The sequence below is a fragment of the Ruegeria sp. BHSA163 genome (assembly GCF_059613365.1).
Genome location: NZ_JBXWSJ010000033.1, coordinates 19,168 through 40,203, shown reverse-complemented (window position 1 = coordinate 40,203; position 21,036 = coordinate 19,168). Strand labels below are relative to the sequence as shown.

Genomic DNA, 21,036 nt, shown 5'->3' with positions numbered 1-21,036 from the left:
ATGGATACGCAGAGCTCAGAAAGCCCAGTGCGCACGGCGCATCTGCCGCAGGTAACGGAACCCAGAAACCCCGGCACCGAACTTGATTTGGATTGGGTACGCGCCGTTCAGGCCAACACCTCGGCGATTGAGCGGCGTGCTGCAACTTTGCCTGGTCGCCGCTCGGTCAAGAAAGAGCATCAAGCCGCTTGGCTGCTAAAGGCGGTCACAATGATCGACCTGACCACCCTATCAGGCGATGATACCGTGGGCCGTGTTCGCCGGTTGTGTGCAAAAGCGCGACAGCCAGTGGCAACTTCGATTTTGAACGCTTTAGATATGCCACCTATCACAACAGGTGCGATTTGTGTCTATCACGACATGATAGAGACGGCCGTTGATGCGCTCAAAGGGACTGGCATTCCGGTTGCTGCCGTTTCAACCGGGTTTCCAGCGGGGCTTTCGCCGTTCCACCTGCGCGTGGCTGAGATCGAAGAAAGCGTAAAAGCCGGAGCTGAAGAGATCGACATTGTCATCTCACGCCGCCATGTGCTGTCGGGCAATTGGCAGGCTTTGTACGATGAAATGAAAGCATTCCGCGCAGCCTGCGGCGATGCCCACGTAAAAGCAATCTTAGCGACGGGAGAGTTGGGCAGCTTGCGAAACGTCGCCCGTGCCTCAGTGGTGTGCATCATGGCTGGAGCCGATTTCATCAAGACCTCGACCGGAAAGGAAAGCGTCAACGCGACGCTGCCTGTCTCGCTGGTGATGATAAGGGCGATCCGGGACTTCTATGACCGCACCGGATATCGTGTCGGATACAAACCTGCAGGAGGAATTTCCAAAGCTAAAGACGCGCTGGTTTACCTGTCGCTGATTAAAGATGAGTTGGGTGACCGTTGGCTTGAGCCTGATTTATTCCGCTTTGGCGCGTCTTCGCTGTTGGGGGACATCGAGCGACAGTTGGAACACTACGTCACCGGGGCTTACTCGGCTGGCTACAGGCATTCGATGGGCTGAGGGCAAGAACAATGACAGTCAAAGAAATCTTCGAAACGATGGACTACGGCCCTGCCCCTGAAAGCGCTGCTGAGGCGCTTGCTTGGTTAGTCGATCAAGGTGGCAAGTTTGGTCACTATATTGATGGCGCGTTTACTAAACCCGGTAATGGATTTGAAAGCCGCAACCCTGCGACCGGAGAAGTGCTTGCCAAGTTGACACAGGCGAAACAGACGGACGTGAACGCGGCAGTTGCTGCCGCCCGCAAAGCTCAACCAAAATGGGAGAAGCTAGGCGGCGCGGGCCGAGCACGTTATCTCTATGCCATCGCCCGTCTATTGCAGAAACACTCACGTCTGTTTTCTGTACTTGAGAGTATGGATAACGGCAAACCCATCCGTGAATCCCGAGACATCGATATACCGTTGGTGCAACGCCATTTCTATTACCACGCAGGTATGGCACAGCTCATGGAGAGCGAGTTGCCTGAGGCAAGGGCGCTGGGAGTTTGCGGTCAGATCATCCCTTGGAACTTCCCTTTGCTGATGCTCGCCTGGAAAGTTGCTCCGGCGATTGCAATGGGGAACACGGTGGTTCTGAAACCAGCCGAGTATACCTCGCTGACCGCACTATTGTTTGCGGATATCTGCACACAGGCCGGCCTCCCGAAGGGCGTTGTGAACATTGTGACCGGCGACGGCGCGGTGGGTGAGATGATCGTCGCCTCGGACGTAGACAAAATCGCCTTTACTGGCTCGACGGTTGTTGGACGGCGTATACGTGAAGCGACCGCAGGTTCGGGCAAAGAGCTAACATTAGAGTTGGGTGGCAAGTCCGCCTACATCGTCTTCGACGACGCCGATCTCGACTCAGCCATCGAAGGATTGGTCGATGCGATCTGGTTCAATCAGGGTCAGGTCTGCTGTGCGGGTTCTCGTCTATTGGTGCAAGAAGGCATTTCAGACCGCTTCCACGAGAAACTGCGCGCCCGCATGGATAAACTGCGTGTCGGCAACCCGCTGGACAAATGCATCGACGTCGGCGCGGTCGTGGACCCGGTGCAGTTACAAACCATCAAAGCCATGGTGGATCGCAACACGGCCGGTCACGTTCATCATGCGGCTTGCGAGCTGCCCGAGAATGGTTGCTACTACCCGCCAACGCTGATCTCGGGGCTGGAGACCTCGGACCCGTTGATGCAAGAGGAAATATTTGGACCGGTGCTGGTTTCATCAACTTTCCGTACCCCGGCTGAGGCCGTAGAATTGGCCAACAACACCCGTTATGGGCTGGCTGCAACAGTTTGGACCGAGAACGTGAACCTCGCCTTGGATATCGCCCCCAAGCTTGTTGCTGGTGTGGTCTGGGTAAACGCGACGAACCTGTTTGATGCAGCGGCCGGGTTTGGTGGGGTTCGTGAAAGTGGGTTTGGTCGTGAGGGAGGCTGGGAAGGCTTGACGGCCTACACGAAGCCGAAGGGCAAGGCTAAACCATTGACAAAAATCGAAGCCATTCTTGGCGAAGGCGCTCCTGTTGACCCAATTGACCGCACCGCAAAAATGTATGTCGGCGGTAAGCAAGCTCGGCCAGATGGCGGCTACTCTAAACCGGTCTGGGGCAAGTCCGGCTTGCTGGGCCACGTGGGCCTTGCCAACCGCAAAGACGTGCGCAACGCGGTCGAGGCCGCGTCAGGTGCCAAAGGCTGGTCGAAAACCACTGGCCACCTGCGCGCGCAAATCTTGTATTATATCGGCGAAAACCTCTCGGCCCGCGCTGATGAATTCGCTGCCCGCATCGATTCAATGACCGGCAAAAAAGACGGTGCAAAAGAGGTTGAGGCCTCGATTCAGCGCTTGTTCACGGCCGCTGCTTGGGCGGACAAGTATGACGGTCAGGTGCATGGCGTCCCGATCCGTGGTGTGGCCATTGCCATGAAAGAACCTGTGGGCGTAATTGGCACACTTTGCGCCGACGAGACACCTCTTTTGGGGTTGGTTTCAGCCATGGCACCGGCGATTGCGATGGGCAACCGGATTGTTCTGGTTGCCTCTGAACCTTACCCACTGGCTGCGACCGACTTCTACCAAATTTTAGAGACTTCAGATGTTCCCGCAGGCGTCGTCAACATCCTAACCGGGAGCCATACCGAATTGGCAATGCCGCTGGCCTCGCATCTGAATGTTGACGCCGTCTGGAGTTTCTCGTCATCAGACTTGTCGAAAGAGATCGAAGTCGTTTCGGCCGGAAACTTGAAACGGACCTGGGTCAACAACGCGACGACATTTGACTGGAGCGTGGACCAATCCCGCCGGTTCTTGCAGGCTGCAACTGAAATCAAGAACGTCTGGGTGCCCTACGGAGAGTAGGGTTCTCGCATTCCGGGAGGCCTATATGAACTTTGCAGGAAAATCAGTTGTCGTCGTTGGCGGTACCAGCGGTATCAATCGAGGTATAGCGGAGGCGTTTGCCGCCGCTGGAGCCAAGGTCGCGGTGGCAAGCAGATCGCAGGAAAAAGTCGATGACACTGTTGCAGCCCTAAGGGTTGCAGGCGCTGAAGAGGCGATCGGTGAGGTTTTTGACGTCCGCGACCACGAGGCAGTTGCCAGCGCCCTAAAGCGGTTTCACCAAGATTTCGGAGAATTTGATGTACTCGTCTCGGGTGCGGCCGGCAATTTTCCTGCATTGGCGGCGGAAATGTCGGTCAATGCGTTCAAGGCTGTGATTGACATCGACTTGATGGGAACGATCCATGTGATGAAAGGTGCTTATCCCTATTTGAAACGCCCCGGTGCAAGCATCATCAACATTTCAGCCCCGCAATCCTATTTACCATATGAGGGTCAGGCTCATGTCTGTGCAGCCAAAGCCGGTGTGGACCAGATCACGCGCACTCTATCGATGGAATGGGGCATGGAAGGTATCCGCGTGAACTCGGTTGTGCCCGGATTTATCGAAGACACCGAGGGCGCCAGACGTTTGGCACCCACGCCGCAAGCCGGAGAACAACTGCGCAAAGATGTGCCGTTGGGTCGTTGGGGGACGACCAAAGACGTAGCAGACGCATGCCTGTTTCTCAGCTCGGATATGGCCAGCTATGTAAGCGGCACGGTTCTTGCAGTTGACGGAGCATTGTATCAGCGCGGGTCTGGCAAGTTTGGTCAAATGATGGGTGATATGCTGCGGGCGCAGGTTAAAGCCTAGTCAAAATCACCGATAACATGTGAACTTGTTCATATACATGACCACATGCTGCGTTCAACTTGTCACTCAATTGATGTGAGGCAGGCTGGAAACAACATGCTGAGTTTTCCCTTAGAATTCCCCGCGTTGATGCAGCTGATTACCGCAATTGGCGTATTCGGCGCTGGGCTGTATATCTTGAATTACTTTCTGCTGCAGATTGGCGTTATCAGGGGCACCGGAATTGCCTATCCCTTGATGGTTATCGTCGCGGCGGGTTGTGTGTTGGTTAGCATGTCCGAAGATTTCAATCTGGCCGGCGTTATTATTCAAATCACTTATATCGCGATTTCAGTAATGGGACTGCTCCGCGGATTTATCGCATATCACTTTGTCAGGTTTTCCGAACCGGAAAAGCGGTTTATCTCGCAATACCTGGATACCATCAAACCCCATCAGGCACGACGCCTTCTGAACACTTCCAAAGTAATGAAATTCGAACCCGGCGACGTCCTGATCGAAGAAGGGCACACTTCGGATTTCTTGGGTTTTTTACTCAGCGGCCGAACTACTATTCTAAAAGGCGGCAAAGTCATAAACGTATGCAGTGCTGACGAAATTTTGGGGGAATTAACGTTTGGTCTTGGACTTCCGGCTACAGCAACGGTTCTTGCTACCCAGCCGACCACTTGTCTGGTTTTTGACGGTCCCCGCCTGATCCGATTGCTGCGGCGAAACAGTCAACTAGACGCAGCCTTGAAGGCGGCACATTTCCGGCACGCGCGGCAAAAACTGCTCAACAGCAACGTACACACGGTAGCAGCGCAAAACCGGGCCGCCGCCGCGGCCTGACCGATTTAACCATCTAGACCTTCGGGTTTACCCACAATAGTGAAATGCAAACCATCAGGGTCGAGCAACTCAGATGCAACGCGGTTCACATCTTCAAGCGTCACTGCGTTAACTTTGTCGTTGCGGGTGGATATATAATCGATCGGCAAATCTTCCATTTGCATGCCAACCATAATCCCCGCAATCTGGCCATTACCGTCAAACCGAAGCGGATAGGCACCAGTCAGATACGTCTTGGCATCTTCCAGCTCTTTCTGGGTGACACCTTCGGCCGCTGCTCTAGCCCACTCAGCACGGATCACATCAACTGCCTCTGCTATGCGATCATTCGCTGATGAGACCGAACCCAAATAAACTGACGCTAAGTCCTTGGGCACCAGATAAGTCGCAATTCCATAGGTCAGCCCACGTTTTTCGCGTACTTCTTGCATCAGACGGCTTTCGAACCCGCCACCGCCCAAAATGTGATTCAGTATAAAGGCTGGAAAGAAATCCGGATCATCGCGGTCGATACCTTTTTGGCCAAATAGAGCCACGGATTGTGGCGTGTCAAAGTCCACCACGCTGACGCCGCCAGCGATTGTCACTTCGGCTTTTGCAGGGATCGGCTTCCCTTCAGCGGGCAGGTCAGCCAGCAAATTGTCCAATAAGGCACCTAGTTCTTCGGCAGTGATGTCTCCAACAGCTCCGACGTACAGACGATCCCTTGCAAAAACGCCTTCGTAGGCTGCGATCACATCTTCTCGTGTCAGGACCGACACGCTCTCGATCGATCCTTTGCCTTCAGTGCCGTATGGGTGATCACCATATGCCATCTTCGCAAAGTTGAGACCGGCAATGTCGTTAGGATCAGTCTGGTCGGATTTCAGCCCCGACAAAACCTGGGCGCGAACCCGCTCCACAGCATCGGGATCGAAACGCGGCTCGTGAATCGTTGTATGCAACAGATCAATTACCTCATCTCGGTTCTCAGTCAGAAACTGAGCTGAGATAGACACAGTGTCGTCCGTGGCATTGTACTGAAACGAAGCGGCCAGAGATTCAAGCTCGCGCGCGTATGTTCGCGCGTCCATGTCGCCAGCACCTTCCTCGATCAAACCGCTCATCAGATACACAGCTCCACGCTTATCCGGTTCATCCAGCGATGTTCCGCCACGAAACCGCAATTCGAGCGCCGTGAAAGGTATTGAATGATCCTCGACCAACCAAGCCTTGATCCCACTTGGCGAAGTGACTTCTTTTATTTCGATCTCTGCTAACGCAGGCAGGGCAATCAGGCATGAGACCAAAACCGCTATTAAGCGTTTCATTGCGTCACCTCATCATCGCGCATCAGCCATCCGGTTACCGAAGATTCACGTTGCAGCACATCGCGTGCAGCGGCGATGATTTCCTCGCCTGTTACTGCCTGCAGAATATCGGGCCATGCTTGCACATCTTCGACCGTCAACCCGCTAGTAAGCGCACGCCCGTACCGATTGCCAATCCCGTCTACGTTATCGCGCGCGTAGGTTTGTGCGGCCCGCAGCTGCATCTTGATCCGCTCTAAGTCAACTGGGTTCACACCTTCGGTAATGAAATCTGCGACGACTTGATCCATCGCGTCTTCGGCCTCCTGCAAAGAGACCCCTTCGGCAGGAACAACGATCAGGTCGAACGTCGTATTATCCAGAGAAACGCCTCGATAAAAAGCGCCTGCGTAAACCACCATCTGCTGCTCGAACTGCAACTTTTCGTTCAGGAAAGATGTAGTGCTGCCACCCAATAGCTCAGCCAGCAGGAACAATGCAGCCGCTTCTTCCTGCTCACCCGGATTGCGTTCGGGGGCCAGATAACTGCGCTGTACATAGGGTTGTGCAACCCTGGGATCCTTGTACGTCAGACGACGCTCGGCTGTTTGCGGCGGCTCTTGCGAACGAATGCGCTCTGGCAGGTTCGGATTAGCTGGTATCAAACCATAGTGTTTTTCTGCGAGCGCCTTTACCTCTTCTGGCTCGACATCGCCGGTAACAACCAAAATGGCATTGTTGGGTGCATAATGTGTTTCGTAAAACGACAATGCATCATCCATGTCCAGCGTCTCCATCTCATGTCGCCAGCCGATGATCGGCACACCGTAGCGATGGTTGAGGTACTGCGCCGCGCTCATCTGCTCGCCAAACAAGGCGCGTGGGTTATTTTCCGTCCTTTGGTTACGCTCTTCAAGAATGACATCCCGTTCTGTGGCGATGTCATTTTCTGTCAGTTGGATGTTGCGCATCCGATCCGCTTCCATCTGCATCATCAGTTCGAGCCTGTCCGATGCAACACGCTGGAAATACGCAGTGTAGTCGTAGGAGGTAAATGCGTTGTCATTACCGCCATTGGCCGCGACAGTTGCCGAGAACTCACCCGCCGCCAAGTCATCCGTGGCTTTGAACAAAAGATGTTCAAGAAAATGCGCTACGCCAGAAGAGCCAACAGGTTCGTCCGCGGAACCGGCACGATACCAGACCATATGCTGTACGACAGGGGCGCGGTGGTCTTCTATCACAACTATATCCATGCCGTTATCCAACGTGAATGTCGTGACCGCCTCATGTCCTTCGCCGGCTGCCAGAGGGGTTGCGACCATCAGGGCCGCTGACAATGCAAGGGCCCTTAGCATGGGGCATCCTCCGTTTCGTTTCAGGTCACAAACTACGGTGGTGCGGTCCAGGTTCAAGGGTGATGACGAAAAGTTAAGAATTATTCATCCGGTGGGGACGAAGGCGTCTCAATACCGCGTTGCCTTGCCGCTCGGGTCTGTGCATGGGGATCGATCGCTTGCCGTTCGTAAACTTGCGCGTAGCGATCGACCGGGAACAGCCGCAGTCCCGTCCAGCGTCCACGGCGCTTGCGGAATTCGTCATCTTCCTGCCTAACCAGCTGTCTTGTGTTTGCCGGAACGCCATATCTGCTTGACGCCGTTACCAGTGCGGCGTCCCCTGCCGGTATCGCCGCATTCGGGTTCAGTGCCGACTCGCTACCACCCAATGCAACAACGGCATCGGCCTTTGGCGTCGGATCAGTCAAATTTGCGCCGCCAGGGGTAGGGGCAGGAAGAAAAGCGTAATCCTGAGGTTGGGTCAACGGCTTGACCGGCAGCACAGAAAACTCATCAGGACCCGGACCCGGTGGTTGCAGGTCCCGCAAGCCAGATTTGGAGCACGCCGCCACCGCAGCAGCGAGCGTCAAAACAATAATGGCGTGCGGCGTCCGCATTCGTTTCTCCAGCAAGTTTCAGGAGCTTTTATCGCATAATATCGAACAGGTCACGAGGGCTTTTTCGCGTCAAACAGGACAAGTCCCAAAGCGCCTGCAAAAACGAACACATCGGCCAGATTGAAAACAAAAGGGTTATCAATTCCGCAGCAGGACATGTTCAGAAAGTCCAGTACATAGCCGTAGATCATACGGTCGAGGACATTTCCCAATGCTCCACCAATCAAGATGCCGCCACAAAGCAACATGAGGCTTGAGGGCGACGAGCGGCGAAGCCACACAAAAACACCAATACAAATGGCTAATGAAACACCAATCAGTGCCCAACGCGCCGCTTCGCTGTTTCCCTGAAACAGGCCGAAATTGATGCCTCGATTCTCTCCGTATCGAAACACTAGCAGCGGCGGCAGCACATCTATACCACCGGGCTGATCGGCCACGCGCATCATGTGAACAACCACATACTTGCTGATCTGATCGATCAGAAATGTGGCCAGACCAGCCCAGATAAGAACTCTATACCGCATCAGTGCCGGAAATGCCGCATGCCAGTAAAAACCATTGCAAGCCCAGCCTCGTCTGCCGCCGCAATCACTTCGTCATCGCGCATCGAACCGCCTGGCTGGATAACGCAAGTTGCACCTGCTTGAGCGGCTTCCATTAGACCGTCGGGGAAGGGGAAGAATGCGTCAGATGCCACAGCCGAGCCGATGGTCAACGGTTGCGACAGACCCAAGGTATCTGCCATGCGCTCAGCCTTTTTAGCAGCTATAAGGGCCGAGTCGACTCGACTCATCTGGCCAGCGCCCACGCCGACGGTTGCGCCATCTTTGACATAAACGATTGCGTTGGACTTGACGTGTTTAGCAACTTTCCATGCAAACAGCAGGTCTCGCATTTGCTCTTCGGTCGGCTCATTCTTGGTAACGACCCTGAGGTCGTCCATGCCGACAAAACCGTTATCCTTGTCTTGGACCAGCAAACCACCTGCGACCTGACGCACGGTTTTTGCGGCTGCGGTCACGTCCGGAAGGCCTTCGGTCGTCAACAGACGCAGGTTCTTCTTGGCCGCAAAGATCGCTTTGGCTTCATCCGAAGCACCGGGGGCGATCACGACTTCGGTGAAAATCCCGGTGATTTCCTGTGCGGTTTCGGCGTCGAGCGGTTGGTTCAGTGCCACGATCCCGCCAAAGGCCGAGGTCCGGTCGCAGTCGAAGGCTGCTTTGTAAGCCTCTAACAAGGTGGCGCCTTTGGCCACGCCACACGGATTGGCATGTTTGATAATCGCACAGGCTGCCTCTTCAGCCGGGTCGAATTCTGCCACCAACTCAAAAGCGGAATCTGTATCATTTATATTGTTATAGCTCAGCTCTTTTCCCTGATGCTGAACAGCAGTGGCTACTCCGGGGCGGTTGGTACCATCCGTGTAAAAGGCCGCCTGTTGGTGACTGTTTTCGCCATAGCGCAAGGTTTGTTTCAACTTGCCAACAAAAGCACGGCGATTGGGCGCATCCAGCTGCAAGGCGTCGGCCATCCAGTTTGAAACTGCTGTGTCATACGCTGCAGTGCGAGCATATGCTTTCTGGGCCAACCATTGGCGGAAACCCAGCGACGTTTTTCCGTAGTTTTCTTCTAATTGATCGAGCAGCGACGAATAATCTTCAACGTCCACCACAACATTGACAAATGCATGGTTTTTGGACGCGGCACGGATCATCGCAGGACCTCCGATATCGATATTCTCGATGCACTCGTCGTAGTCCGCACCTTTTGCCACCGTTTCCTCGAACGGATAGAGGTTCACGACTAGCAGATCGATTGCGCCGATGCTGTGTTCTTCCATGGCTGCGACATGAGTCTCATTGTCGCGAAGTGCCAAAAGTCCGCCATGAACCATAGGATGCAGAGTTTTGACCCGGCCATCCATCATCTCGGGGAAGCCTGTTATCTCGCTTACGTCTTTCACCGCAAGTCCAGCTTCACGCAGCGCATTGGCCGTGCCGCCGGTCGATAGCAATTCTACCCCACGTTCAGCCAGCGCCTTGCCCAGCTCGATCAGCCCGGTTTTATCGGAAACGGAAAGCAACGCGCGGCGCACGGGGTGAAGATCGGTCATGGGTCCAAAGGTCCTTTTGGCGTCAGTCAAACTCGGGCTCGTCCCGGTGCAGGTCGCGTACGGCATAGGCTGTATCCTGGGCCTTGCTCAGCGTCCACCGGATGCGCGTCGCATACTCCATTGCGCGGCCGGATAGAACGATCTGTTTTGTCGCGCGGGGCTTTAAACGACCTTTTTCAAGATAAACGCTTGGTTCAACAGACAATTTCCCTATGCGGTCATGACGAAAAACCCAAATCTCTCCACTTTTGAGCGCCATAGACACCGCCGCGCCCCCCAGATCCAGCGCAGCATCAACATCAGGATGAAGGTGAAATCTTATGTCGAAAGTAATTCCCTTCAGGCCGGACGCATCCAAGGCCTTATCGAACTGGCGTTTTGCCTTGTCCGTTGCGGTTAGCAGAATATCCTCACCTGTTAGTTCCCGGCCGTCAAATCGCAGCTCAAAAGTGCGCGCATGGGTCAGTCCGAACACTTTAGCATAGCCATCATGTCCCACCATAAACCGATAGCCTTCAAACGCATCTTCAGTATCAATTGGCACGCTACGAGGGCCATCAATTAGGGCTTCATTCATAGTTCCGCGGGCTGGTGCGGCTAGCCGGGCACTAGAATACCCATCCAAGCTTAGCGTCGAATGCGATGGCGTTGCCCGACCGGCGCGCCTCCATTCCGGGCCGAAACTACTGCCGGATCCGCAATTCACAATCAAAGGCCGACGGCCCGACGTCAGCTCAAAAGCAAGTGTCGACGCATGGGCATTGTACGATGCGGCACCAGTAGGCGGCGTGCTTGCATCAACGATAACCGTGGTTCTGGCAGCGTTCATTCGGGCGAACCCCATGGACAGACCGGAACTCGGTTTAGGCTTCACGCCACTTTGAGCCAGCGCCTGATCTAGTCGCCCGTCTATCCCGCGTCCACCTCCGTGAAAACGCGCCAAACCGCCATCCGCGTGACGCAGGTTACGCAAGGTTGGAGCGATACGCTTTATTGCATCCGTCTGAGCGGCCGGAGTGCCCCGGCCAACTTCGCTAAGTGCTGCGGATGTCCACGACAATAACGTGAAAACCTCCAACAGCTCCTCCGGGTTGCGGGTGGCGATTCCGCCTTGAGCATCTACTTGCCTGTCACATTCACGTGCAAGGGCGCGCAAAGCGGGATCGGCAATTTGTTCCAGTCCATCCAAAGCGAGACCGGCCTGAACCAGACCGGCCAGGGCCTCAAATCTAGGCAGGCCCGGCGTTGCTGCAGACCAACGCTTTGACAAAAACCATGTCTGTTGCGTCAGCGAGCGGAAAAATAACTTACTTTGCGCCTCGTCCATGCCACGCAAAAGGAACATACCGTGGTAAATCCAGCGAAGCACGCGCCGCCCGGTCAGGTCTGGCGCCCAACCGTAACCATGGCCGTTTCCATGTGATTCGATCCACCCCCAAACCCAACGCTGCGCCTTGTCCCGGGCTCGCATATCGCCAACGGCAGCCAAATCATCCAACCAGGAAAAACCATGCCGTTCGTCATCAAACGCCGCGCTAGGTGCGGGGACGTTCCACAAATCTGTATCTTCGGCCTCGACCAGATAGCCGGCGAAAAGAAGGTTTCCGGCAATAAGTTGTCGACCACGCGCAAAGGACCCGACGGTACGAGGTTCTGGTTGCCCAACAAACCCGGAAACAGCTCTACGCCTCTGGCTCAGCCGTGCGTAAAGACGGTTCTGAAACCGCGTCCATCGGTTTGCCATGGTGTCCGACTTTGACATGCCGCTCGTTACTCTGCCCCTGACGCTCTGATGGCGTCTGAACCAACGATAGACGGGTCTGGACGTGAAGTCATCGAAAAGAGTGCACTCAGACGGATTTGTTGAGGCATGCGATGTAGAACCCATCCATGCCACCCAAGTCAGTCCAGTAATCCGGACGCAATCGAAGGCCACCTTCGGCAGTGATCCATTTGGGGTCTACACCAGGCACATTCAACGCATCAGAATCCACCTGCATATCAGCGTGCCGTTCCAAAGCTTCTTCAATCTGTACTTCGCCCTCATCCGGCAACAATGAGCAGGTGCAATATACCAAACGACCACCTGGTTTAAGTAAGGTCCACGCGTGATCCAGCATTCGAGTCTGCAGATCGAACAAGGCATCGAACTCGGACCCGTCCTTGGCATAGGGCAAATCAGGGTGACGTCGGATCGTACCTGTAGCTGAACAAGGCGCATCCAGCAGAATCGCGTCATATTGCCCATGATGATCAAGCGCGTCGCCAGTAATCACATTGGCAGAAAGGCCTGTACGAACAAGGTTCTGCCTAACCCGCTCAAGCCGAATTTCTGAGACATCCAACGCCGTGACATCGGCGCCGGCCGCCGCCAATTGGAGTGTCTTTCCGCCCGGCGCGGCACAAAGATCCAAAATCACTTCATTGGCCTTGGGCGCCAGGACGCGAACTGGAACTGCAGCAGCGGCGTCTTGCACCCACCAATCCCCGCCCTTGAATCCTGGCAACGCGGAAACCTGCCCTGCATTCTGTAACCTGACTGTCCCAGTCGGTATCGTCTCACCGCCGGGGCTTTGCCCGCCCGGTTTTACTGTCACATCAAGGGGAGCACCGGTAAAATGCGCCTGTTCCATGGCATTCACAGCGCCCCTGCCCCATGCCATGACAAGAGGCTGGCGCAACCAATCAGGCAACCGCGGAACCCGCATGCGCGGCCAAGCCTCCGGCCCCTCAGCCGCCACCTTGCGCAAGACAGCGTTTACCAACCCTTTTAGCCGTCCGTGTTTGCGTGAGCGTCCAACGATTTCAACCATCGAATTCACAACACCGTGGGCCGCCTCACCTTGGCACAGCTCCACTGTACCTACGCGCAGCGCGTTATGTACGGTTAACGCGGGCGTACGTTTTAGGTGATTGGCCAACAACCGATCCGCGCGCTCCAAGCCACGCAATGTTTCAAGCACCAGCCGTTGGGCACGGGCGCGATCCTCCGGGCCTAACTTGTCAAGAATTCCCGCATTCAGACATTCCGAAAGCAACCGACCTTCGCCCAATATTTGATCCAGCAAATAGATTGCGCTGCGTCGCGCGGCAGTTGCGCTGTCGGACATTGACTTGCCTTTCGTGTAACCTTTGCCCGTATTGCCATCTGCGGACGAGGGCGTATATCAAGCCCATGCCTGAAAAGGAACCCGATGGTATGAGTAACAACAACAAAGACCTTCCACCTGCTGCCCAACGCGCCTTGGCCGAGGCCGAAGAACGCCGCCGCGAGGCTGACACAAAGGCAAAACCTCAGCCGAAGGAATTGGGCGGTCGCAAGGGGCCGGACCCAGCCCGATTTGGTGATTGGGAGAAGAAAGGCATTGCCATCGATTTCTGATCAATGAGGGGCACGTAGTACCTCCAGAAAATCCTCGATCAATGATCGTTGCCTTTTGGATCTCGCTCTATCCTCTGGCCAGGTCAGCCAGTAACCGTCACGTGTTTCCAATTCAGGCATGTTTAACTTTCGCAATTGACCTGACTTCAGGTGGCCAGAAGCAAGTGGCACCGATCCCAGCACAACGCCCATCCCTTGACGTGCCGCAGCAATCGCATGGCCCATCGAATCGAAACTGATATGGGCCTGAGGCAACTCCTGCATCTCTGAAACTTTAGCCCAATCGCGCCATCCCGGACGCTCTCCGCGCTGTTCGACCAGCGGCGCGCCCCAATTAACGCCATTAGCCGCCATTGGGGTAAGAACTTCAGGTGCGATTAATACCGCCCCGCGCCCCGCCCAAGCCCCACGGCCATATCGGATCTGTAACCAGGTTTTTTCTTCTTCCAATGACGAACGGCGGGCAACCGTGTCCGTCATTACTCGGACTTTGGGCCGCAACTCAAGAAAGCTGGGAAGACGCGGTATAACCAGCGCATAAATGTGCGATGACAACCCAGCCACCCTAAGTTCGCGAGGCGACTTTCCGAACAGGTCTTCGGTGTTTCGTTCCAACGCCTGAAGGCTGTCTTGCACCAAGGGCAAATAGCTTTCGCCTTCGACAGTCAAAGATACGCCGCGGGCTTCACGCACAAACAGGGTGCGACCTAACCATGCCTCGAGATTGCCAATTCGCTGACTAACAGCGGCCTGCGTTAGCCCGAATTCCCGCGCTGCGGCGGAAAAGCCACCCAATCTCCCTGCCGCCTCGAATACCCGCAACCAATCCAGAGGCGGCAAGCCAACCTTATTCTTAGCCATCAATTTTTCTTGGCCTTTATGCCAATAAGGATTAATTGTCGTAATGTCATAACCCGGTTATTTCCTCAACCAAAGTTTGCACTGAACTGGAGATACCGATGCTGCGCCATGCCACTCATGATGGCTCCGTTGTAATCGTTGAATTTTCTGAGGGGCAACAAGCCCGTTTTCACGGCATTTGGCTGCGCGACAACGCGCTGGATCCGGAAACCCGGGCGCCCGGCAATGGCCAGCGACTGATCACTATCGGAGATATACCGTCCAATTTACGCGTGGCAGACGCTAATATTGAAAACGGCAATTTATTGGTCACGTTTCAGCCCGAAGACAAAACTGTTACCTTCCCCAGTGGTTGGTTGAAAAATCATGTCTATGACTGCCATCGACCTAATACCGTCGGCAGGGTCGCCCCCGGCATAACGACATGGCAACGAGGGATCAAAGCGCCAAGTGCCGATTGGATCGAAATTCACACCGATCCTACCGTCAAGTGCGACTGGCTGGCCGCAATTGCCGAGTTTGGATTTGCAAAGCTGACAAACGGCCCGATTGAACCCGAGTCTTTGCTGAAAGTCGCTGACTTGTTCGGGTACGTGCGTGAAACTAATTACGGTCCCTATTTCGAAGTTCGGACCGAAGTAAATCCTACCAACCTCGCCTATACTGGCTTGGGACTGCAGGCGCATACCGATAACCCTTATCGCGATCCCGTACCTACCTTACAGATACTTTATTGCCTTGAAAACAGCGCCGAAGGTGGCGACTCGATCGTTGTAGACGGATTTCGTGCGGCCCAGCGCCTGCGCGATGAAAACCCAGAAGGGTTCAACCTGCTTTCGAGCCATCCCGCAAGGTTTGAATACAAAGGATCCGACGGTGTCTGCTTGCAGTCGCGCCGCCCTATGATCGAACTTGCACCAGATGGTGAACTTATAGCTATCCGGTTTAACAATAGGTCCGCCGCACCTTTGATCGACATTCCATTTGAGAAGATGGAGGGTTACTATGCCGCCTACCGCCAGTTGGGCGAAATCATTGATGACCCGGATATGGGAGTGTCATTCAAGCTGGAACCGGGCGAAAGTTTTATCGTTGACAACACACGCGTTCTGCACGCGCGCCTGGGTTACTCCGGAGCTGGGTCTCGCTGGTTACAGGGGTGCTATGCCGACAAGGATGGTTTGCTGTCGACCTTGGCCGCATTGCAGGTAACCCGGACTGAGGCGGCAGAATGAAGCCGGATTTCCAGAACCTGAACCGCGACAACATCGTAGCTTTTATTGCAGACATCTTCGAACGCCGAGGTGGTGAGGAATATCTCGGCGAACCAGTGACCATGGCCGAACACATGCTTCAGGGCGCCACAATCGCCGAACAAAACGGTATGTCCGAAGAAATTATCGTAGGCGCATTGTTGCACGACATTGGGCATTTCACATCCGAGTTCGGAACGTATCATCCCGACGATAAAGAGGACCGCCACCATGAAGACGCGGGCGCACAGGTTCTGGAACAGTTTTTTCCATCGGTCATTACAGATTGTTGCCGTTTTCACGTGGCGGCCAAAAGGTATCTCTGTGCAACCAAACCTGAGTACTTTAACCGATTGTCCTCAGCCTCGGTCCATACACTGGACCTTCAGGGTGGACCGATGAACGCCGAAGAAGTTGCAGAATTTGAAACCAACCCAAATCTTAAAGAAATCATTCAGGTGCGCTATCTGGATGAGGCAGGCAAGATAGCCGACATGAAGACTCCGGATTTCACCCATTTCGCGCCTATGGTGCAGCGGATGGTAGATAGGCATCTTGGCGCGGGTTAAAGGTTGCCGTTCAGCGTACCGAAAACCAGCCAATAGTGATTACCAGGCTCCCAGACGCTTCGGCAAGGTTCCTTGATGGGCATCGCGGTGCGCCACGATCCAGAACTGGACGGCCACCAGATACGGCAAATAGAAGGCAAAATTCTGTATAAGATCGAATGGGCCTGAAAAGTCGGGCTCGGACCAGAGACCTCCGGTCAGCAAATACCACAGAGTGTAGTGCACCCGGTATAACCAGGAACCCAGCGCGAGCCAAAACAGGCGAAGTGCCCACTCCCAGTGCCCCTGCCTATTTCCAATAAAGACCATCCGCGCCAGCATCAGCGCGGCGGTAAAGAGGCAAAAACCATATATGAAAAATGCCGCAGACATAAGCGGTCCGCCAATGGTCCCACGCAGAGGAATATAAACCATTCCAGCCAGCCCGGTGGTCAATGCCAAGACAACCAGCAGCGAGCCGATACCGCGATGAAATGAAATGTTTCGCAGCCGAATGCGCCCGACCATCTGCAACGGCACCAAGGCCACCAGCACCGACCCAGCAGTGATATGCAACATCATCGCAGCGTTGCCGACTGATTGGTCGGCGGCAAAAAGATAGGTTTGTCGCCACGGAAAGGCGGAAAGACCCACCGTGATCAACTCAAATGCATGCGCAAGAAAAGGCAGCAAGGTCAGATAAAAAACCGTAAGTATTACGACCGTAACAATGCCTGACTTTGATAACCACATGTTGTGATCATATCGTCGATTGACGCTTCGTCCATGACAGAGAAACGTTAGAGGCCCAATACATCTATCATGTCATATTGACCCGGTGCCCTGCCTTGCCCCCAAAGCGCGGCTTTCAGCGCACCGCGAGCAAAAATCGCACGGTCTGAGGCCAGATGACGCAAAACAATGCGTTCACCGGGGGCCGCGAACAACACGTCGTGCTCACCTACGACGTCTCCGCCTCGGATGGCGTGGAAACCGATGTCGCCACGTTTGCGCGCACCGGTGATGCCGTCGCGACCTCGATCCGAAATATCCGCAAGTTTAACTCCACGTCCTTCGGCGGCGGCCTCTCCCAACATCAGTGCGGTGCCCGATGGCGCATCGACCTTGTGGTGATGGTGGGCCTCGGTAATTTCGATGTCGAAGTCTTCATCCAGCGCGGCGGCAACCTTTTTGGTCAGTTGCACCAGCAGGTTCACGCCGAGGCTCATGTTACCTGCGCGTACGATTACGGCATGACGCGACGCTGGTTCCAATGCAGCAATCTGTTCTTCTGTCATGCCGGTAGTTCCGATGACATGCACGCAGCGTGCCTGCGCCGCCAGCGCTGCAAACTCAAGCGTTGCCTCGGGCGAGGTGAAATCAATTATGGCCTGCGCCTGCGCAAATGCTTCCAAGGGGTCATCCGTCACTTTTACACCAAGCGCTTGCCCGCCCATCGCCTGACCTACGTCCTGTCCGATCCAGTCATGTCCCTTACGCTCTACCGCGCCTACAAGACGTGTATGATCGTTATCAGCAACGGTCTTGATCAGCATCTGCCCCATTCGGCCCGAGGCCCCTGTGATAACGATCCCGGGAATATGGGTCATTGCGCTGGTCCTTTCTGTCAGTCGGCTCAAAGCCTCCTACCCGGTTAAGGGCCGCTTGGCAAAGCCCTGCTTTGCGCTTAGATCGGTGGTATGGCAAAGAATAAGTTTCACGATGGCCCCGGGCCTTCCCAAAGACAATTGCGCGTCGGCGAATTGATCCGCCGTACCTTGTCCGAGGTACTTTCACGCGGCGATGTCCATGACCCCGACCTAAACCGTATGTCGATCACCGTAGGCGAGGTCCGCACGTCACCGGATTTAAAGATCGCCACCGCTTATGTGTTGCCGCTAGGCGGCAAAGGGCAGGAGGACGTGATTGACTTGCTGGCCCGCAACAAGGGCGAGTTGCGGCGCATGGTCGGTAAGAAGGTCGGGCTGAAGTTCTCCCCCGATCTGCGCTTCCGGCTTGACGATACTTTTGATCGGCTGGAGGACACCCGGCGGATGTTTGAACAGGACGCGGTGCGCCGTGATCTGGACGAGTGATCCGCTTATTTGTCATTTTGGTTGCGCTGATCTGGGCTGCTCAAGCTGCGGCGGTCACCTGTGAAAAGCTGATGCACGAAGATAAACGTTATACAGTCTGCGAAGTGGACGCAGCATCAGAAGACCTGCGCCTTTTTCTGTACGACGAAGATGGCGATCCGCTTGGGCATTTTTCGTCGGTCAACGAGGCGTTAAGTTCCAGCGGCAAACGCCTTGCGTTTGCAATGAACGCCGGAATGTATCACGAAGACCGCGCGCCTGTTGGCCATTTCGTAGAAGATGGTGTTGAAATTATGCGGGTCATCCCAAACGCGGGGCCAGGAAATTTCGGTCTCTTGCCAAACGGAGTATTCTGTATCCGTCCTGGCCGCGCGGATGTGTTCGAAACCCTGGACTTCGTCGATCAAGCACCCGAGTGCCGTTTTGCCAGTCAGTCCGGCCCTATGCTGGTGATTGATGGCGATCTTCATCCGCGCTTTCTTTCCGATGCAACGTCTCGATATATTCGCAACGGCGTCGGTACCAGCGCAGATGGTACTCGTGCAGTGTTTGCCATTTCAGACGATTATGTGACGTTTCACGAGTTCGGCCGCTTATTTCGCGATGTGTTGGAAACGCCTAACGCGCTTTTCTTTGACGGTAACATTTCACGCATGTACGACCGTGCAGGGAACCGCTCGGACGTTGGGTTTTCGTTGGGGCCAATTGTTGGGGTGGTCGAAGACTTACCCTGAATTTGACAGCCAAGTTGTGATTCGTTAGGCCGCGCGCCTCAGAATAGTTCAAGGTGCAAGATGGGACGCAAACGCAAGGGTCGCGATATTTCCGGCTGGCTGGTGGTTGATAAGCCTGCGGGTATGACTTCGACCGCCGTAGTCAACAAAGTTCGTTGGGCTTTAGATGCTAAGAAAGCCGGTCACGCAGGCACGCTGGACCCAGAAGCAACAGGTGTTCTGGCCGTTGCCTTAGGCGAAGCGACCAAAACCGTGCCATACATCACCGATGCCCTGAAAGCTTACGTTTTTACCGTGCGCTTGGGGCAGGCCACCAATACCGACGATGCCGAAGGTGAGGTTATTGCCGAAAACTCTGCGCGTCCTTCCGATAAGGAAATCAAACAGGCGCTCACATCCTTTTTGGGTGAGATAATGCAGGTGCCGCCCAAGTTTTCGGCCGTCAAAGTCGATGGTCAGCGCGCCTATAAACTTGCCCGCGAAGGCGAGGATGTGGAGCTGTCGGCCCGTCCGCTATGGGTTGAGGAACTGTTGCTTATTGACCGGCCTGATCCAGATCACGTGGTTCTGGAGATGACTTGCGGTAAAGGCGGTTACGTACGTTCAGTAGCCCGTGATCTTGGCGCGGCACTTGGATGCCATGGCCACGTCAAAGAATTGCGTCGAATCTGGTCCGGCCCATTCGAGGCCGAGGATGGACTGAGCGTCGAGCAGATCGACAGGTTGGCCAAAACCACTGCTTTGGAGAAATATCTGCATCCGTTGGAAACCGGGTTGAAAGATTTGCCCGAGCTTAAGTGCACACCTGAAGGTGCCGCACGATTGCGCAATGGCAACGCGGGTATGGTAATGGCATCTGACGTGGCATATGGCGACGAGGCTTGGGCCTCATTGGACGGCAAAGCCGTCGCGGTAGGCATCTACAAATCCGGAGAATTGCATCCCAGCCGGGTGTTCGTCTTATGAAAGCCATGTTACGCGAAAGGACATGATCACTCGATCCCATACAAAGGGCGACGCACCCTCGACCGCAGTTTATTCGGACTGCGAGAAATATCGTTATAGTCTTACCCGCATCTGGAACACGCGGGGGCGTAAGGCTTTATTCGTAATGCTGAACCCATCAACCGCAACTGAAATTCAAAACGACCCGACGGTAGAACGCTGCGAACGAAGGGCGCGTGCGCTTGGATTTGGTGCTTTTCAAGTGACCAACATTTTTGCCTGGCGTGATACCGATCCACGCAAGATGCGAGCTGCTATCGACCCAGTTGGGCCTCAGAATGACGAGGCCATTCTGAACGGTGTTGATTGGGCCGATCAGGTCATCGCCGCGTGGGGTACACACGGCTCACATCTGAATCGCGGTTATGCTGTCGAAAACCTGCTGCGCGATACCGGTCAACCCCTGTTTCATCTTGGGCTTACCAAAGACGGGCACCCAAAGCATCCACTTTACATCGCATACTCTCAAAAACCCGAGCGCTGGTGAATGCGTTTCCGATCTGCTTGTTTGGCCCGGCAGTAAAAGCGGGCGCGGTATTCGTGATACCAGGCGAAGGCGCCGCCGAAATTTATTTCGACCTCAAAACCCAAAGCCGACTCGGTCAAAATCATAGATTTTGAGGTTGGACAGGACATACTATTGATTGCCTGGGACGCCGCGAACGAAGGTCACCTAGAGGTTTTGGTTGCCATGGGCACCATTCAAAGATTCCTTTTGCCATTTGAGGCAAATGCGCCTATACGCGCCCATCCGCATCGGAATCGGTGCGGTTTTCTCCATGGGCCTG

The 21,036-nt window shown here is 54.9% G+C and carries 21 protein-coding genes; 11 read left to right on the top strand and 10 right to left on the bottom strand.

Features of this window, described 5'->3' with window-relative positions:
- The 4 genes from deoC (at position 1) to AC2FNV_RS15520 (ending at position 5,010) form a co-directional block, all read left to right on the top strand.
- Positions 1-999: a deoxyribose-phosphate aldolase gene (gene deoC, locus AC2FNV_RS15535; RefSeq protein ID WP_170603075.1), complete on the top strand. Its 999-nt coding sequence runs from the start codon at positions 1-3 to the stop codon at positions 997-999.
- A gap of 11 nt (positions 1,000-1,010) precedes the next feature.
- Positions 1,011-3,344, top strand: coding sequence for an aldehyde dehydrogenase family protein (locus AC2FNV_RS15530; RefSeq protein WP_170603073.1), 2,334 nt, complete (start codon positions 1,011-1,013; stop codon positions 3,342-3,344).
- A 25-nt stretch (positions 3,345-3,369) separates the two neighbouring features.
- Positions 3,370-4,179 (top strand): SDR family oxidoreductase, encoded by an 810-nt coding sequence (locus AC2FNV_RS15525; protein WP_170603071.1) that lies wholly within the window; start codon positions 3,370-3,372, stop codon positions 4,177-4,179.
- 96 nt (positions 4,180-4,275) lie between these two features.
- Positions 4,276-5,010, top strand: a complete 735-nt coding sequence (locus tag AC2FNV_RS15520) for a Crp/Fnr family transcriptional regulator (RefSeq protein ID WP_170603069.1) — start codon at positions 4,276-4,278, stop codon at positions 5,008-5,010.
- 5 nt (positions 5,011-5,015) lie between these two features.
- Here AC2FNV_RS15520 and AC2FNV_RS15515 read toward each other — a convergent pair whose 3' ends face one another.
- The 7 genes from AC2FNV_RS15515 to AC2FNV_RS15485 form a co-directional block, all read right to left on the bottom strand.
- Positions 5,016-6,320, bottom strand: coding sequence for a M16 family metallopeptidase (locus AC2FNV_RS15515; RefSeq protein ID WP_170479448.1), 1,305 nt, complete (start codon positions 6,318-6,320; stop codon positions 5,016-5,018).
- Complete coding sequence (locus tag AC2FNV_RS15510; protein WP_170603067.1) at positions 6,317-7,657, bottom strand: M16 family metallopeptidase; 1,341 nt, start codon at positions 7,655-7,657, stop codon at positions 6,317-6,319. The genes AC2FNV_RS15515 and AC2FNV_RS15510 overlap by 4 nt, the downstream gene beginning before the upstream one ends.
- 80 nt (positions 7,658-7,737) lie before the next feature.
- Positions 7,738-8,253, bottom strand: coding sequence for a DUF3035 domain-containing protein (locus tag AC2FNV_RS15505; RefSeq protein ID WP_170479452.1), 516 nt, complete (start codon positions 8,251-8,253; stop codon positions 7,738-7,740).
- Between the two features lie 50 nt (positions 8,254-8,303).
- Positions 8,304-8,780, bottom strand: coding sequence for a signal peptidase II (lspA, locus tag AC2FNV_RS15500; protein ID WP_170479454.1), 477 nt, complete (start codon positions 8,778-8,780; stop codon positions 8,304-8,306).
- Positions 8,780-10,369, bottom strand: a complete 1,590-nt coding sequence (gene purH / locus AC2FNV_RS15495) for a bifunctional phosphoribosylaminoimidazolecarboxamide formyltransferase/IMP cyclohydrolase (RefSeq protein ID WP_170603065.1) — start codon at positions 10,367-10,369, stop codon at positions 8,780-8,782. Before purH ends, lspA begins: the two co-directional genes overlap by 1 nt.
- Positions 10,370-10,391: 22 nt before the next feature.
- Complete coding sequence (locus AC2FNV_RS15490; protein ID WP_170603063.1) at positions 10,392-12,131, bottom strand: heparinase II/III family protein; 1,740 nt, start codon at positions 12,129-12,131, stop codon at positions 10,392-10,394.
- 88 nt (positions 12,132-12,219) lie between these two features.
- Positions 12,220-13,479, bottom strand: coding sequence for an RsmB/NOP family class I SAM-dependent RNA methyltransferase (locus AC2FNV_RS15485; RefSeq protein ID WP_496773791.1), 1,260 nt, complete (start codon positions 13,477-13,479; stop codon positions 12,220-12,222).
- 89 nt (positions 13,480-13,568) lie between these two features.
- On the opposite strand from AC2FNV_RS15485, the gene AC2FNV_RS15480 reads away from it, so the two are divergent.
- Positions 13,569-13,751 (top strand): DUF1674 domain-containing protein, encoded by a 183-nt coding sequence (locus tag AC2FNV_RS15480; RefSeq protein WP_170479693.1) that lies wholly within the window; start codon positions 13,569-13,571, stop codon positions 13,749-13,751.
- Here AC2FNV_RS15480 and AC2FNV_RS15475 read toward each other — a convergent pair whose 3' ends face one another.
- Positions 13,752-14,612, bottom strand: coding sequence for a LysR family transcriptional regulator (locus tag AC2FNV_RS15475; RefSeq protein ID WP_170603059.1), 861 nt, complete (start codon positions 14,610-14,612; stop codon positions 13,752-13,754). It abuts the gene before it with no gap.
- Positions 14,613-14,710: 98 nt separating this feature from the next.
- Between AC2FNV_RS15475 and tmpA the strand changes: the two genes are divergently transcribed.
- Both tmpA and tmpB read left to right on the top strand, forming a co-directional pair.
- Positions 14,711-15,847 (top strand): 2-trimethylaminoethylphosphonate dioxygenase, encoded by a 1,137-nt coding sequence (tmpA, locus tag AC2FNV_RS15470; RefSeq protein WP_170610548.1) that lies wholly within the window; start codon positions 14,711-14,713, stop codon positions 15,845-15,847.
- Positions 15,844-16,434: a (R)-1-hydroxy-2-trimethylaminoethylphosphonate oxygenase gene (gene tmpB, locus AC2FNV_RS15465; protein WP_170603055.1), complete on the top strand. Its 591-nt coding sequence runs from the start codon at positions 15,844-15,846 to the stop codon at positions 16,432-16,434. Before tmpA ends, tmpB begins: the two co-directional genes overlap by 4 nt.
- A gap of 39 nt (positions 16,435-16,473) precedes the next feature.
- Here the strand turns inward: tmpB and AC2FNV_RS15460 are convergent, their stop codons facing one another.
- Together AC2FNV_RS15460 and dapB are read right to left on the bottom strand one after the other, a co-directional pair.
- A complete protein-coding gene (locus AC2FNV_RS15460; RefSeq protein WP_170603054.1) occupies positions 16,474-17,166 on the bottom strand; it encodes a DUF2306 domain-containing protein in 693 nt (230 codons plus the stop codon).
- Positions 17,167-17,213: 47 nt separating this feature from the next.
- Complete coding sequence (gene dapB, locus AC2FNV_RS15455; protein ID WP_170603052.1) at positions 17,214-18,023, bottom strand: 4-hydroxy-tetrahydrodipicolinate reductase; 810 nt, start codon at positions 18,021-18,023, stop codon at positions 17,214-17,216.
- 90 nt (positions 18,024-18,113) lie between these two features.
- Here dapB and rbfA point away from each other — a divergent pair, with 90 nt between their 5' ends.
- Genes rbfA through AC2FNV_RS15435 form a run of 4 tightly spaced genes read left to right on the top strand, consistent with a single transcriptional unit; the run spans position 18,114 to position 20,735 of the window.
- A complete protein-coding gene (rbfA, locus tag AC2FNV_RS15450; protein WP_170603050.1) occupies positions 18,114-18,509 on the top strand; it encodes a 30S ribosome-binding factor RbfA in 396 nt (131 codons plus the stop codon).
- On the top strand, positions 18,506-19,243 hold the full coding sequence (locus tag AC2FNV_RS15445) for a phosphodiester glycosidase family protein (protein ID WP_367648130.1): 738 nt from the start codon (positions 18,506-18,508) through the stop codon (positions 19,241-19,243). Before rbfA ends, AC2FNV_RS15445 begins: the two co-directional genes overlap by 4 nt.
- Positions 19,244-19,303: 60 nt before the next feature.
- Complete coding sequence (gene truB / locus AC2FNV_RS15440; RefSeq protein ID WP_170603048.1) at positions 19,304-20,209, top strand: tRNA pseudouridine(55) synthase TruB; 906 nt, start codon at positions 19,304-19,306, stop codon at positions 20,207-20,209.
- A gap of 22 nt (positions 20,210-20,231) precedes the next feature.
- Positions 20,232-20,735 carry a DUF1643 domain-containing protein gene (locus tag AC2FNV_RS15435; RefSeq protein ID WP_170603046.1) on the top strand — a complete coding sequence of 168 codons (504 nt, stop codon included), beginning with the start codon at positions 20,232-20,234 and terminating at the stop codon, positions 20,733-20,735.
- Positions 20,736-21,036: the final 301 nt, after the last annotated feature.

Coding starts and splice junctions, on each gene's coding strand:
- AC2FNV_RS15460 (WP_170603054.1), bottom strand. CDS start 17,166: ATGTGGTTATCAAAGTCAGGCATTGTTACGGTCGTAATACTTACGGTT.
- AC2FNV_RS15515 (WP_170479448.1), bottom strand. CDS start 6,320: ATGAAACGCTTAATAGCGGTTTTGGTCTCATGCCTGATTGCCCTGCCT.
- AC2FNV_RS15520 (WP_170603069.1), top strand. CDS start 4,276: ATGCTGAGTTTTCCCTTAGAATTCCCCGCGTTGATGCAGCTGATTACC.
- truB (WP_170603048.1), top strand. CDS start 19,304: ATGGGACGCAAACGCAAGGGTCGCGATATTTCCGGCTGGCTGGTGGTT.
- purH (WP_170603065.1), bottom strand. CDS start 10,369: ATGACCGATCTTCACCCCGTGCGCCGCGCGTTGCTTTCCGTTTCCGAT.
- tmpA (WP_170610548.1), top strand. CDS start 14,711: ATGCTGCGCCATGCCACTCATGATGGCTCCGTTGTAATCGTTGAATTT.
- AC2FNV_RS15435 (WP_170603046.1), top strand. CDS start 20,232: ATGATCACTCGATCCCATACAAAGGGCGACGCACCCTCGACCGCAGTT.
- dapB (WP_170603052.1), bottom strand. CDS start 18,023: ATGACCCATATTCCCGGGATCGTTATCACAGGGGCCTCGGGCCGAATG.
- AC2FNV_RS15510 (WP_170603067.1), bottom strand. CDS start 7,657: ATGCTAAGGGCCCTTGCATTGTCAGCGGCCCTGATGGTCGCAACCCCT.
- AC2FNV_RS15480 (WP_170479693.1), top strand. CDS start 13,569: ATGAGTAACAACAACAAAGACCTTCCACCTGCTGCCCAACGCGCCTTG.
- rbfA (WP_170603050.1), top strand. CDS start 18,114: ATGGCAAAGAATAAGTTTCACGATGGCCCCGGGCCTTCCCAAAGACAA.
- AC2FNV_RS15485 (WP_496773791.1), bottom strand. CDS start 13,479: ATGTCCGACAGCGCAACTGCCGCGCGACGCAGCGCAATCTATTTGCTG.
- AC2FNV_RS15505 (WP_170479452.1), bottom strand. CDS start 8,253: ATGCGGACGCCGCACGCCATTATTGTTTTGACGCTCGCTGCTGCGGTG.
- AC2FNV_RS15490 (WP_170603063.1), bottom strand. CDS start 12,131: ATGTCAAAGTCGGACACCATGGCAAACCGATGGACGCGGTTTCAGAAC.
- tmpB (WP_170603055.1), top strand. CDS start 15,844: ATGAAGCCGGATTTCCAGAACCTGAACCGCGACAACATCGTAGCTTTT.
- AC2FNV_RS15530 (WP_170603073.1), top strand. CDS start 1,011: ATGACAGTCAAAGAAATCTTCGAAACGATGGACTACGGCCCTGCCCCT.
- AC2FNV_RS15525 (WP_170603071.1), top strand. CDS start 3,370: ATGAACTTTGCAGGAAAATCAGTTGTCGTCGTTGGCGGTACCAGCGGT.
- lspA (WP_170479454.1), bottom strand. CDS start 8,780: ATGCGGTATAGAGTTCTTATCTGGGCTGGTCTGGCCACATTTCTGATC.
- AC2FNV_RS15475 (WP_170603059.1), bottom strand. CDS start 14,612: ATGGCTAAGAATAAGGTTGGCTTGCCGCCTCTGGATTGGTTGCGGGTA.
- deoC (WP_170603075.1), top strand. CDS start 1: ATGGATACGCAGAGCTCAGAAAGCCCAGTGCGCACGGCGCATCTGCCG.